Origin of the sequence: Vibrio sp. M250220 (assembly GCF_036533795.1) — a bacterium.
Classification (GTDB): domain Bacteria; phylum Pseudomonadota; class Gammaproteobacteria; order Enterobacterales; family Vibrionaceae; genus Vibrio.
Genome location: NZ_JATABI010000048.1, coordinates 19,034 through 32,062 on the forward strand (window position 1 = coordinate 19,034; position 13,029 = coordinate 32,062).

Genomic DNA, 13,029 nt, shown 5'->3' on the forward strand with positions numbered 1-13,029 from the left:
GATGATGGCCGATAGTTTAAACTGATTTAATATTCACATCAATCAACACAAGTCCAGATTTTTTGTAGGAAAAGTGTTAAAAATTAGCGACATATCACTATATCGCTAGATTGATCATCAGGCTTTTAAGTGGAAGATGGCTAAAGATGCAGGGGCCACCAAAGCTTGTTTATGATCTATGGTTTGATGGAGCTCGTGTGAGTCGGTATTGCACACCATTACCCACTCTTTGCCATTAGTCTCTGGAAGCGTAAATCGAGCGGGCGCATTGGTTTGGTTGATACAGTAGAACAACTCATCACCATGTTTGCCAATGCCCAGATGCAAGGCGACTGAACTGAGGCGATTCCAATCATCGTGTTCCATGAAACTGCCATCAATTCTGCGCCAGAAAATACGGTTGTTATTGCGTTTTGCACCACTGAAAGCACGAATAAATGGCACCATATATTGCTGGCGAGCTTTTACCATATCGGCTAACCACGACTTGAAACTCTCTTTGTCTGGGGTTGTATGCCAGTTAATCCAGCTTAACTCGTTATCCTGACAATACGCGTTGTTGTTGCCATTTTGAGTATGGGAAAGAACGTCGGCGGTCAGAATATGTGGAATACCAAAAGCAAACAGCAGGCTGGCCATAAAGTTACGCTTCTGCTTTTCACGCTTCTCTATGATCACCGGATTGTCGCTCTTACCTTCAACACCATAGTTATCCGAACGGTTGTCACCGTGTCCATCACGGTTCTGCTCCCCATTGGCCTCATTGTGCTTGTGCTTGTACGAGACAAGATCCTGCATACAGAAACCGTCATGGTATGTGATGTAATTGACCGTCAGTTTATACGGCCAGTTAGCGGCACTGTAGAGATCTCGTGACCCCATTATTCGAGTGGCAAACTCCTTTAGAAATCCTTGATCACCACGCCAAAAGCTTCGCGTGATATCGCGCAAACGGTCATTACATTCATTCCAACCAAACGGAAAGTTTCCTACCTGATAACCGTTAGGACCAATATCCCAAGGCTCTGCGATCAGTTTTACTTCTTTCAGAATCGGGTCTTGAGCGACGGCTTTAAAGAACGCAGCTTCAGGGCTAAAGTGTTCACCGTTGCGACCGAGTGTGGCGGCTAGATCAAAGCGGAATCCGTCGATTTTATATTCGCTAACCCAATAGCGCAGCGTATCCATGACCAGATTCAAACTTGCCTGATAGGATAAATCGAGTGTATTGCCACAGCCTGTATAGTTGGTGTAGTGATCGCCCTGTTTAAAGTAATATCGCTTGTCTAAAGCTTTTAAGTTAAAGATTGGGCCATCAGCGCCACCTTCGGCGGTGTGGTTATAGACCACATCGAGAATCACTTCGATCCCGTTTCGATGTAATTCACGGATAGCGGTTTTTAGTTCCGTGACAGCATCGTGAGCCGCATATCTAGGGTCTGGCACCATGAATAGGTAAGGGTTATATCCCCAGTAGTTGACCTTATCCATGTTCAACAGGTGTGGCTCGTGCATGCAGGCGGCGACAGGGAGTAGCTGGAGTGTATTGATGTTCTGTTGTTTATAGAAATCGAGCATCGCATCACTGACTAAGCCCAGATAGCGCCCTTTGTGACGCTCTTCGACTTGTGGATGCAGCTTTGATACGCCTTTTACGTGCGTTTCAAACAGGACCATTTCGTCACGAGGTCTGCGTGGGCTCTCCACTCCCTGCCAGTCAAAACTGTCATCGACAACCACACATTTTGCCAGAGCAAAGCTCTGTTCGCTGTTGAATGGCACTTGATAAAACAGTGGTTTTTCTAAGCCTTTGGCATACGGATCTGAAATCAGATGTGGCTTACCGTTGCGCTGCACCACATACGCATACTTTTGGCCTTTGCGAATGTGCGGAACAAAGGTGAAGCGTATGCCCGCGTACTCTCCGTCCAAAGGATAGGTGGTGATCTGATCCTTTTCATCAAACAGCGCAAGCTGAATAGATTTCGCATCAGGAGCAAAGATAGAGAAATTACATCCTTCGGTGCTAAGGGTGGCACCTAGAGGATAGGGACGGGAGCACTGCATCATCATGACTTATTAAAATAATTTATCGTTTGATCTTTAGTAAATAGTTTTGCAATGAATTGGTCAAGCGCCTTTGACAAAAATAATGATTGTAATTTTATTTCATAATTATGACGCTCTGGCGTGGTTAAGTGAGCTATCTAACATTTGGCGCGAGATATTTTTGTCAGAAAGTTATTTCTCACCCTAATTTTTGTGATTGAAGCCTAAAAAACATTGTCCGGTATGATTTCTCATCCTTTCTCATCCTTTCTCATCCCCCCTAACTATTTTTCATCTGGATGAGTTGCCATTTCTACTCCCCCGTTAATCTTGCAGCAGTTGAAACAAACGGGGACAAGGCCTCTAGCCTGACTCCCATCTTACCTCTCTTTTATTAACGATCTGTTTCTGCCTTTACAGAGTGAGCCAAGAAGAGAGCCAAAGAATAATAATCCCTAAATGGAGTTAATAATGAAAAAAGTAAGTTTAATTGCTGCTGCAGTGGCGACGACTTTATCTGCTGGCGCATTCGCAGCCGACGTGGACTTCCATGGTTATGCGCGTGGTGGTGTAGGTCTGAGCGGTGAAGGTTCTCATGTCACTTATGAAAAGAATAAAGTAGGCCGTCTAGGCAATGAAGACGACCTATATGCAGAAATTGGTCTTAACGCTGAGTTGTACAACAAAGACGACGTAACGTTCAACCTAGAAACATTGGTTGCATACGGTCAGGCTGGTAACAATAACTGGGAAGGCAATTCTAACGCTCTACGTGTTATGAATGTTCAAGCTAAAGGTCTTTTCGAGTCAGATAAAGAAGCTGTACTTTGGGCTGGTCAACGTTACTACCAACGTAAAGATATCCATATCACAGACTTCTACTTCCTAGACACGTCTGGTGGTGCTGGTGGCGGTATCGAAAATCTGTCAGTTGGCGGCGGTAAACTATCTGTAGCTGTAATGCACGATGATGGTACTCAGACAGTTGATGATGGCACGGCTTATGTTTTTGACAAAGATCTAGCTGGCTGTGATGGTAAACCAAGTACTGATGCGTGTTACAAGTCTGAAGCTCAAACGAAAGACGAAACCGTTTCTGGCTACACATTGGACCTTCGTTACGCAGGTATCAACTTGTGGGAAAATGCTAACCTAGAGCTAGCGGTTGCTTACGATTTTGCTTCTGAAGCGAAGAACCAAAATGTTCAAGCTGATGATGGCGTTCTTTTAACTGCGGTGATTGGTCAAGGTTTATCTAACGGCTTCAACCAGACTGTTCTTCAGTACGGTACTGCATCATACGGTAAGCAAATGGCTACGTACGGTGGCGGTGGTTGGTATGACCGCAAAGGTGGAAACAACGATGCTGATGGTTTCCGTATCATCAACTGGGGTGTAACAGGTCTAGGTGAGTCATGGGAACTAGGTCATGTAGTAATGTACGCTCAAGCATCTGATACTAACGATGGTGATATCACAGCTTACAATGCGGTTGTTCGTCCAGTGTACAAATGGGATGAAAACATGAAAACTGTATTTGAAGCAGGTTACTTCGCTGATGAAACTAAGAAAAGCGGAACAACCAAGGACGCATCAGGTTCTAAGTTGACTGTTGCTCAAGCATGGTCTGCAGGCTCTAGCTTCTGGGCTCGTCCTGAAATCCGTGTTTACGGTTCTTACTTCATGGATCATGAAGCAGACAGCTTTGCAAAAGGTACTGACGATTCTGAGTTCAGCGTTGGTATTCAAATGGAAGCTTGGTGGTAATATAGTTTCCGAGTCCTATAAGTCCTAAGTAATAGCCGGCTTACTTAAGTCGGCTTTTTTCGTTCAGTGGAGAGGTTTAGATGAAGCATTTAGTTCTAGGCTGCGCAATTAGTATGGCCCTGTTAGGCTGTACGGCAACAGAAACGGTTGTATTTGATACTCAAAATGTATCTCAAGTCGCTGAATCTTATTCAGAGATAGAATGGGTTAAAGTTGAGCCAACCAAGCGAATTAACTTCTCAATTGATGAAAAGAACCAGAATTATCAATTTCCTACGGGTGTTAGTCCAATAGCGGCTTTCGATATTAATACTCAAGGAAAAGAACTTGAACTCGAAATTATTAGCCATTTCAAAAAGAGTGTTTTCTATCCAAATGCTCTGCTTTTGAATGAAAATAACCAAGTATTAAAAGCATTCAGCACAGAAGATTTCGAGTATAAACATGCCTACGGTTTAGAAGGCGATAGACTGACCACAGAGATCACTATCCAGCCAGTAGGGCAGCAACGCGTTAAGTTACTAATTTACACTACTCCTGAGTTGACCAAAGGAAAGTCGGAAATCCTTCATCCCGTTAAGCTTGATGCGATTGCACGTGGTAATTACCCACCAGACGTTCCAAACCCTATCATTCCTCATGCTCAGCATGGGCTATTGAGTATTGTCACGAAAGTTGACAGTGCAGTTGTTGTTGAAGAACCGCTGACGGTTTCCAGCACGGATACTGCCCAACAGAAGTTCAAAGGCGAGTTAGCTGCTCAAGAGAAACAGAGCACGGCGACTCGCTCGGTTGTTGCTTCAAGTGATGCCTCATTGTCGCTTTCGGTTGAACAGCAGCAATTTTATCTGACTAGTATCGAAAACGCGGTGAAAGTTGGCATGTTAGACAAAGCACTTGCGCTACTCGAAGAAGCAAAGGCTCTCAATGTTGAAGGTGCTCAGCAAGTCTTTATTAAAGCCGTTAATGCAAGATAGCAGCGAATAATCTCTCACCTTCTCGACACCCCGTTAAATAATGATTGGCGGGGTGTTTTATTTCATTTCTCTTATCCTTTTCTCTCTTAAATGTTTTCCGTTGGTCTATTCATGGGCATTTTTCGATACGCTTATTACTTGGCGGTTTATGAAAAGTTCCCATTAATTTATAAAAATGTGATCTTGATCGCCAATTGATGTAAATGATGATCGCGAAGTAGAAAGTTTAAATAATTTATATGCTTAACTGCTGATTATTTTTTTTGAAGTGACGTTGTGACAAAATAAATCACCGATTAAGCATTCAGTTGCACTTAAATTTTTGAAATTCCGTACTAGGGTTTAGATGTTCGTGCAGTAATTAGTCATTAAGTGCTAATTCGGACACTGGTTAAACCAAATACGGACATTAACTATGAAAACTCAATTATTAGCCGCGGCTATCGTGGCAGCAGCAAGTGGTACTAACGCCTTCGCGGCAGAAATCTACAACAGCGAAGGTTCGACAATCTCAATCGGTGGTTATGTCGATGTCGGGATCGGCGAGTACGATAAAGGCACTTCAACCCGTCCAGCGAATCAGGACGTCGACGTCAATCAAGTCTCGCCTCGAATTAACATTTCCGGTACGCAGGATCTTGGCAACGGTGTGGTGGTTGACGCCAAAGGTGAATGGTCACTTAACTACCTTGATGGTGGAGAAAATACCTTCTCTACACGTCTAGGCTACTTAGGTATCACACATGAACAGGCGGGTCGCCTTGTGGTCGGGACTCAGTGGGCTCCCTATTATGATGTGGCGGGAGTTGCAGATTTGCCTATCGCCTTCGCGAATGATTATCTCTATGAAAACCATAACCTACTAGGTACTGGACGTGGTGAGCGAATGGTCAGCTACAGAAAGTCGCTTATGTTCAGTGAAGATGGTGGCGTTGATTTCGGTTTAGGCTGGCAAGGTGAGGAGTCTGAATCTAACGCTGATGCAAGAGTACAAGTTGCTCTGAAAGCCCACTTTATGGGTATTGGGCTGGGGTATACCTACTCTGGCGGTGACCTTGAGATCTCTAGTGTAAAACGAGACGCTAACTCCCACATGTTTGCGCTGAATTACGGTAGCTATGGTAACGGCCTGTATGTGGCGGGTGTCTACGGCATGAATGAATATTTCTACGATGGCTTAGAAGAGACCGTTCAAGTGGAAGGTTTGTTGGCGTTTGGGATGACAAACGGCATTAACCTTAGCGTTAACTATGAGGCGGTAGAGAACGATAAAACGAATTTTACCCTTTACAGCCAGACAGCGATTCAGGCGGAATATTCGATTACCGCTAACTTAGTCACTTTCGCTGGATATGAAATCGATTTGGGTGATGACGATCCAACCACCAAAGATGATGACAAGTGGATAGTAGGAGCGCGTTACTTCCTTTAACCGAAAGTCTAGATTTTAAATACGGTATCGTATTTACGCCTATCTGTTATTGGATAGGCGTTTTTCTCCTTGTTGATCTAAGCGTCAGTAATAATGGGCAGTGGTTCTGATATTTTTACCTAAATCGTTTTTTTATTAGCCACTTAGACTAGAATAGCCTTTCTCTCAAAAATATCAGTCAGGGATGGTGACATGAGTTCAGTAAAGCTTGGAGAATCTTTGGTCCAACCGACCAAAATATTGTGTGTTGGTCGAAACTATCTAGAACATATCCAAGAGTTGAATAACGCCATTCCAGATCAAATGGTGGTGTTTTCCAAGCCGCCAAGCTCGATAACGACCCAACTACAATCCTTTCACCAAGAACCGCTCCATTACGAAGGTGAAATCTGCTTTCTTGTTTCAGAGGGCAGATTATCGGCTGTTGGTGTAGGTCTTGATCTAACAAAGCGAGAGTTGCAATCGAGACTCAAGTCGAAGGGATTACCGTGGGAACGAGCGAAAGCGTTTGATGGCTCCGCGTTGTTTAGCCGTTTTATTCCTCTTGAAGGACTAAAAATTGAACAGTTAGAAATTGAGCTATTTATAAACTGCGTAAGAGTGCAAAAAGGCTCAGTGACGCAGATGATGTACTCTCCACAAACGATAGTCGATGAGCTCTCTACTTTTACCACGTTGTGCGATGGCGACATTATTATGACCGGTACGCCACAAGGGGTTGGTGAGGTACATCCATCCGATGTATTTTTGGCAAGATTAAAAGAAGCAGACAAGACCTTGATTGAAATAGAGTGGGTTGCGCACTAAAAAGCGCTTTACTTTACCCCTAGGACACGGACTAACCTCCAATTGACGACTCAATTGGAGGTTTTTTATGGCCGTTGCATTGTTTCTGCTCGCGGCTCTGTTCGGTTAAAAGAGTTTAAGACATAGAAACAGCACCATACTGACAATGGTCGTCAGCAGTACGTTTTTGGTTTTCCAAGCCAGTAGCGCAGCAACGATAGCACCAATCAGGTAAGGATTATTTGCCGATACCCATAGCTCCTGCTCAGGCATAAATACGATAGGCGCCCAAATCGCGGTTAGCACAGAAGGGCTTGAGTAGGCCAGTAGTCGCTGAGCTTGTGGGTTGAGTCTCAATGGTAGACGAGGTTCCAAAAACAGGTAGCGGCTCAAAAATACCAGTGACGTCATTGCCAAAATAGATAACATAATCATACGATACGTCCTTTCAGTGACTCGGCAATATAACCTGCGAGCATACCTGCAATACTGGCTATCATTAGCCCCGATTCGATACCCGACAAACTGCACATAACGGAGGTCGTTAAAGAGACGAGTACCGCGACTAAGACGGGGGAGGATTTAATGTTAGGCACCACCAAAGCGATAAAGGTTGCTGCGGCGGCAAATTCCAATCCAAGCTCATTCATCGCCGGAATGTAACTGCCAGCGACAATGCCGACCAAGGTGGCAAGGTTCCACCAAAGATAAAAGCTAAGACCGGCACCAAGCGCGTACCAGCGATTGAACTGCTTTTCAGACTGTTGACCGCAAATAGCAAACAGCTCATCGGTGAGCAAGAATCCTAGTCCAAGTCGCCACTTGAGTGGTAGCGGACTGATTTTGCTTCTCATCGATACACTGTAGAGCAAGTGCCTTGAAGTAATAAAAAAGATCGCTAAAAGCATGGTGGTCAAGGTTGCACCTGCCTTAAACATACCTGTCGCGACTAGCTGTGCAGAACCTGCAAACAAGATGGCGGATAGCGCTTGGCTTTCAACGACAGTTAGCCCAGACTCCAATGCAAAGGAGCCTGCTAGCACGCCCCAGGGGATAACGGCAATACTGAGTGGCACCTGGCGAGTGTGCCTTGCCAGAACAATTGTGAGCGACTGAGTTGTGTGTCTATATCTATGGTCATGCTACTCATGTTTCTTTCTACGTGTGGTGATAGTTACATTCATTTAGTCACAGTTACGGTATCAGCGGCTTGTACGTAATTGCTTTCTATTTACTGCCAATAAACTGCTTAGGTGTCACGTCCATTGCCATTCGCTTTCCTTGCAAAATACGTTGTTAACAGATCGTTGATTCAGTCTAGCTTATAGCGGTTAGTTATTTTTGTACAAAGCTGAAAATGGGCTGGGATTGTTTGCGTGCTAACGCCACCGATGCCCCTCAGCTCGAAGGTAGCAGTACAGTTGCGACAACCTTCTATCAACGAGCTTTGGTGAGTAATTTACTCAACCCTAAAGCACTCGTCTTCTTTGTGATGTTTTTGCCTCAATTTGTGTCTAGTAATATCAGCGCAACCTCTGGTGAACAGATGTTGGCACTTGGATTACTGTTGAATGTGCTTGGCTTACTGTTCAATTTATTATTGGTTGGACTCGTGGGAACTCTGGGCAAGCCATTGTTAGAAAATGAAAAGTTTCGCACTTATCAGCACAAGTTTATGGGGTTGATATTTGTCGTGCTTGCTATTTGGATGCTAAGCTCATTTGCAAGCTAAGTAGTCAGACAGGTCAGCAGTTAGCTGGCCTTTTTTGTGCCAGAAATGTTGTCGAGATGAGGAAGTCATATGAATGTGCAGTTTGTTCTCAATCCGCCTAAAAACATTAAAGACGTGATCTATAGTGGTCTGAAATCTTTTAATATGCGCCATTTACCAGATGAAGATATCCAAACGTTGGCCTGTTATGTCGAAGATGACCAAGGCCATTTTGCTGGAGGATTAACAGGAGAAATCTACACCAATACGATTTTTGTCGAGTTTCTTTGGGTTGATGACCAGCACCGAGATTCAGGAATTGGTTCAATGTTAATGGTACGTGTTGAGTCAGAAGCCAAAGCGTTTGGTGTTACCGACATGTACTTAGATACATACAGTTTTCAGGCTCCAAACTTCTATACCAAATTAGGCTTCAAAGAGATGGGACGCTATAAAGGTTTTCCAACGGTTGGAGTGGATAAGATTTTCTTACAGAAGAAAATCCAATAATACGATTCTAACATTACACTAGCATGGTTCGCCGTTTGGTTTGTTAGTTGAACTTTGCCGCTTATGCACTGAACGTTTGGAATAATCAGCGTGATAAGTTCGAGCAGGTGAATCAATTACTGATTGCTAAACCGGGTACTCATAATGCTGCTTCACTGATGAAGATTGCGCAGAAAACCGGTACGACAAAGCAACTTAATGTCAGTGATGCAGTGGAGAAACAGTTAGAGAATAACTACACAATGTTTACTGGCTTAGGTCTGAGAGGGACGCCAGCTTTGATTGTGGGTGAGCAGGTGATTCCGGGTTATGTGCCTTATCAGCAGCTTGAGCAAGTGCTTAAAGAGCTGCTGTAAACGTCAACGCTGACTAAGGTTTATTAATAATAAAGCCCCACACTGTTGAGTGTGGGGCTTTTTGCTCACTCAGGTAATGGATATCAAAGCAGACTGTGCTGATGCTCTGAGATCAACATTCCCATCGATTCTGATGCTTTATTGAAGACTTGCTCAAACGTGTCCGATTCAGCGAAGGCTTCGATGACTTCATAGTAACATTTGAGTTTAGGTTCTGTACCGGAAGGGCGAACAATCACACGAGCGCCGCATGAGAGGTGGTAGATCAACACGTCACTGGCTGGTAGGTCGATTCGCTGCTCAGTTCCATCAGCAAATCGTTTGGTCTGAGTTTTGAGATCTTGTGTAACGTCCACCTTGCTACCTGCGATCATGGTTGGTGGATTTGCTCTTAGCTTATCACCCACTGGCGGAGATTTTGGATCAAGAGCAATACTACGTTGAGCATTGAGATACATACCATGTTGACGATAAAGTGCTTCCAACTGATCCCAGACTGTCTTGCCCTGACTTTTTAGCTCTGCGGTTAGCTGAGCAAAAGCGACCAGTGCCGACAGACCATCTTTATCCCACACTTTATTGCCCACGGTGTAGCCCAGAGCCTCTTCATAGGCGAACAAAAATGGTTGCTCATTGGTTTGCTTTTGCATAGCGACATTGGTTAGCCATTTAAAGCCTGTCAGAGTCTGGTAGTACTGTGCGCCATGAGCCTGAGCAACTTTATCCAACAGGGTAGACGATACGATAGTATTACCGACCAGAGGTGTCGCGCTGTCTGATTGTGACAGTAGATAATGACCAAACAGCGTTCCGACCTGATCGCCTGTCAGCATCTGGTAGTCACCATCCGGTTTACGTACCGCAACAGCAAATCGGTCAGCGTCTGGGTCATTGGCGCAAGCGAGTTCAGCACCGTGCTCTTTGGCCAGCGCAACCACCATATCCATTGCCCCCGTTTCTTCTGGGTTAGGGAAATTGACGGTAGGGAAAGTGCCGTCTGGATCTCGCTGTGCAGCAACGCTATAAACCTTAGTGAAGCCGGCATCTGCGAGTAGGGTTTCTGCCATATCCGCCCCTACACCATGCATGGCTGTATAGGCAATAGAGATACTCTCGGGTTGGGTATGATTGCCTAGCAGAGGATTGGCATTCATCGTCTTGCGGTAGGTTTGGTAATAGTCATCTTGTAGCCACTCCAACAAACCGTTTTGCTCGGCGTCACTCAATGTCATCATTGGAATTGCACGTGTTGCCGCGAGGTCGATTTGAGCAGCAATGCCCGAATCATGAGGCGGAATTATTTGAGCACCGTTTTGCCAATAGACTTTAAAACCATTGTATTCCGGTGGGTTGTGGCTAGCAGTAACCACGACGGCGGCAGCTGCATTAAAGTGTTTCACGCCAAATGCGACGATAGGAGTCGCGGCGACGTCATGCGTTAACAACACTTTGATACCAAGAGCGGTTAAAGCACTGGCGGTATCATGGGCGAATTGTTTGGAGTCGGTTCGACCATCATAGCCAATCACGACACCACGAGTCTTGGCACTCTCGACTTGTTGGATAAGGTACTGACCAAGTCCACTCGCGGTCTCTTGAATCACCAGTCGGTTCATTCGGTTTGGGCCACAGCCAACTTTGCCACGCAAACCTGCGGTACCAAATTCAAGTCGTTGGCGAAAGCGATCTTCTAGATCAGTTAAAGCCTGCTGGTCGATTAATTGTTGCAGCTCTTCACGAGTTCGTGGATCAGGATCTTTTTCTAACCAACGAGTTACTTGTTCCATCATCTTGCTTTACCTTCTTACTAGCTCAGACCTATTGATAACTTAAGTCTATGTTATGTTCCAAATTACGCTTAACTTTAGTTGATATTGATTATCATTTGCGAGATCGCAATCGCTAAACAGAACGAGATTTTTTCCTTACTCAAATCTGATAGGACTTTCTTGCACATTTCAAAAACGCCAACTAACTTTTATTAACATAAATATAACAACTTGCTTCAAATTTACTGGTTATAAGGAATTTTCCAAGTCCAAAGGCTGATTGGTACTTTCTTGTGTATGAAGATACTTCAGCACGAAAGGTGACCAGCATCACGGTTGATGACTCTGGCAAAGGAGAGGTCTTTTGAAAAGTTTACAGGTTTCACTGTGGCGACTGAGTAATGTGTCGTTGGTTGGATTAACGGCGACTGCGCACGCAGAGCAAAGCACTTATAACATGACACAAGGTGTCACGGATATTAGTGGTCAGGTCTATGACCTGCATATGCTGATATTCTACATCTGCTGTGCGATTGCCATTGTCGTGTTTGGTGTGATGTTTTACTCCATGTATCACCACCGCAAGTCTAAGGGGGCCGTTGCCGCCCATTTTCACGAAAGCACCAAAGTTGAAGTTATCTGGACGGTGATTCCTATCGTTATCCTTGTGCTTATGGCGATACCCGCGACCAAAACCTTGGTTGCTATGGAAGATACGTCTCAGTCCGATCTCACCATCAAGATAACCGGCTCCCAATGGAAGTGGCACTACAGCTATTTTGATCAGGATGTTGAGTTCTTTAGTCTGCTCGCGACCAGTCAGAAGGCAATAGATGGTATCGAGGAGAAAGGCGCGAACTATCTTCTTGAAGTGGACAATCCGCTTGTTTTGCCGATCAATCGTAAAGTTCGTTTCCTGATGACATCCGATGATGTGATTCACTCGTGGTGGGTACCGGACTTTGCCGTTAAAAAAGATACGATTCCTGGTTTTATTAATGAAGCATGGACACGGATTGATAAGCCAGGGGTTTATCGAGGTCAGTGTGCCGAACTGTGTGGTCGGGCGCACGGATTTATGCCAATCGTCGTCCATGCGATGGAGGAACAAGAGTACGACGCATGGCTGATTGCCAAGAAAGCGGAAATCGCTCAGGCCAAGCAAGAAGCGGCGGCTTCTCTGACGGCTTCCCTGTCTCTTGAAGAGTTAATGACCCTAGGCGAGAAAATCTACTTAGATCGATGCGCTGTGTGTCACCAAGCAAATGGTGCGGGGATCCCTGGCGCATTTCCTGCCATTACTGCAAGTAAAGTGGCAACAGGGGATGTGACTGGACACATAGATATTGTGACTAATGGCCGTGCGGGTACCGCGATGCAGGCTTTTGCCAATCAATTGACTGACAAGGAAATTGCCGCCGTGGTGACTTATCAACGTAATGGCTTAGGCAACAGTGTCGGAGACTTGGTTCAGGCAGCGGATGTCAACCAATTTAAGGCGTCTAAGGAGGGACAATGAAAACGGGCGTTGTTGCCTAAATCAGTTGAACCTTTTTCGAGTCTTGCGATCTGACCCTTTATGATGGTTAGAGCGGTGGTGGTATGGGTAAGGCAAAAAAGAAGATAACTAACTGGGCGGAGTACAATAAGGCTCTGTGTAAACGGGGCTCGG

10 protein-coding genes and 2 pseudogenes are annotated in these 13,029 nt (G+C 45.0%); 8 read left to right on the forward strand and 4 right to left on the reverse strand.

The genetic code is table 11. The features are described 5' to 3' along the window. Positions 1 to 117 precede the first annotated feature (117 nt). A complete protein-coding gene (gene glgX / locus QTN94_RS15780; RefSeq protein ID WP_331428215.1) occupies positions 118 to 2,067 on the reverse strand; it encodes a glycogen debranching protein GlgX in 1,950 nt (649 codons plus the stop codon). Between the two features lie 453 nt (positions 2,068 to 2,520). Between glgX and lamB the strand changes: the two genes are divergently transcribed. The 4 genes from lamB to QTN94_RS15800 all read left to right on the forward strand — a co-directional run bounded on the left by lamB (position 2,521) and on the right by QTN94_RS15800 (position 7,032). Beyond that, positions 2,521 to 3,816: a maltoporin LamB gene (gene lamB / locus QTN94_RS15785; RefSeq protein ID WP_138972679.1), complete on the forward strand. Its 1,296-nt coding sequence runs from the start codon at positions 2,521 to 2,523 to the stop codon at positions 3,814 to 3,816. A gap of 80 nt (positions 3,817 to 3,896) precedes the next feature. Then, positions 3,897 to 4,793 carry a MalM family protein gene (locus QTN94_RS15790; protein ID WP_331428208.1) on the forward strand — a complete coding sequence of 299 codons (897 nt, stop codon included), beginning with the start codon at positions 3,897 to 3,899 and terminating at the stop codon, positions 4,791 to 4,793. A 415-nt stretch (positions 4,794 to 5,208) separates the two neighbouring features. Continuing rightward, positions 5,209 to 6,225, forward strand: coding sequence for a porin (locus tag QTN94_RS15795; RefSeq protein WP_331428209.1), 1,017 nt, complete (start codon positions 5,209 to 5,211; stop codon positions 6,223 to 6,225). Positions 6,226 to 6,417: 192 nt separating this feature from the next. After that, on the forward strand, positions 6,418 to 7,032 hold the full coding sequence (locus QTN94_RS15800; RefSeq protein WP_269375786.1) for a fumarylacetoacetate hydrolase family protein: 615 nt from the start codon (positions 6,418 to 6,420) through the stop codon (positions 7,030 to 7,032). Positions 7,033 to 7,137: 105 nt separating this feature from the next. On the opposite strand, the gene QTN94_RS15805 is transcribed toward QTN94_RS15800, so the two are convergent. Together QTN94_RS15805 and QTN94_RS15810 are read right to left on the reverse strand one after the other, a co-directional pair. Then, a complete protein-coding gene (locus QTN94_RS15805) occupies positions 7,138 to 7,446 on the reverse strand; it encodes an AzlD domain-containing protein (protein WP_331428210.1) in 309 nt (102 codons plus the stop codon). Beyond that, positions 7,443 to 8,161, reverse strand: a pseudogene (locus QTN94_RS15810) (AzlC family ABC transporter permease). Before QTN94_RS15810 ends, QTN94_RS15805 begins: the two are co-directional and overlap by 4 nt. Before the next feature lie 201 nt (positions 8,162 to 8,362). Here QTN94_RS15810 and QTN94_RS15815 point away from each other — a divergent pair. The 3 genes and pseudogenes from QTN94_RS15815 to QTN94_RS15825 form a co-directional block, all read left to right on the forward strand. Continuing rightward, positions 8,363 to 8,743 (forward strand): annotated as a pseudogene (locus QTN94_RS15815) (LysE family transporter); the annotation flags it as partial. Positions 8,744 to 8,812: 69 nt separating this feature from the next. Then, positions 8,813 to 9,232, forward strand: coding sequence for a GNAT family N-acetyltransferase (locus QTN94_RS15820; RefSeq protein WP_331416833.1), 420 nt, complete (start codon positions 8,813 to 8,815; stop codon positions 9,230 to 9,232). 47 nt (positions 9,233 to 9,279) lie between these two features. Continuing rightward, positions 9,280 to 9,588: a DsbA family protein gene (locus QTN94_RS15825; protein ID WP_331428211.1), complete on the forward strand. Its 309-nt coding sequence runs from the start codon at positions 9,280 to 9,282 to the stop codon at positions 9,586 to 9,588. Positions 9,589 to 9,671: 83 nt separating this feature from the next. Here QTN94_RS15825 and QTN94_RS15830 read toward each other — a convergent pair whose 3' ends face one another. After that, positions 9,672 to 11,378, reverse strand: a complete 1,707-nt coding sequence (locus QTN94_RS15830; RefSeq protein ID WP_331428212.1) for a phospho-sugar mutase — start codon at positions 11,376 to 11,378, stop codon at positions 9,672 to 9,674. A 343-nt stretch (positions 11,379 to 11,721) separates the two neighbouring features. On the opposite strand from QTN94_RS15830, the gene coxB reads away from it, so the two are divergent. Then, positions 11,722 to 12,876, forward strand: a complete 1,155-nt coding sequence (gene coxB / locus QTN94_RS15835) for a cytochrome c oxidase subunit II (RefSeq protein ID WP_331428213.1) — start codon at positions 11,722 to 11,724, stop codon at positions 12,874 to 12,876. The last annotated feature ends 153 nt before the right edge of the window (positions 12,877 to 13,029 follow it).

What these genes read in the sequence shown, in the direction of transcription:
- glgX (WP_331428215.1), bottom strand. Translation starts at nt 2,067, where the DNA reads ATGCAGTGCTCCCGTCCCTATCCTCTAGGTGCCACCCTTAGCACCGAA.
- lamB (WP_138972679.1), top strand. Translation starts at nt 2,521, where the DNA reads ATGAAAAAAGTAAGTTTAATTGCTGCTGCAGTGGCGACGACTTTATCT.
- QTN94_RS15790 (WP_331428208.1), top strand. Translation starts at nt 3,897, where the DNA reads ATGAAGCATTTAGTTCTAGGCTGCGCAATTAGTATGGCCCTGTTAGGC.
- QTN94_RS15795 (WP_331428209.1), top strand. Translation starts at nt 5,209, where the DNA reads ATGAAAACTCAATTATTAGCCGCGGCTATCGTGGCAGCAGCAAGTGGT.
- QTN94_RS15800 (WP_269375786.1), top strand. Translation starts at nt 6,418, where the DNA reads ATGAGTTCAGTAAAGCTTGGAGAATCTTTGGTCCAACCGACCAAAATA.
- QTN94_RS15805 (WP_331428210.1), bottom strand. Translation starts at nt 7,446, where the DNA reads ATGATTATGTTATCTATTTTGGCAATGACGTCACTGGTATTTTTGAGC.
- QTN94_RS15820 (WP_331416833.1), top strand. Translation starts at nt 8,813, where the DNA reads ATGAATGTGCAGTTTGTTCTCAATCCGCCTAAAAACATTAAAGACGTG.
- QTN94_RS15830 (WP_331428212.1), bottom strand. Translation starts at nt 11,378, where the DNA reads ATGATGGAACAAGTAACTCGTTGGTTAGAAAAAGATCCTGATCCACGA.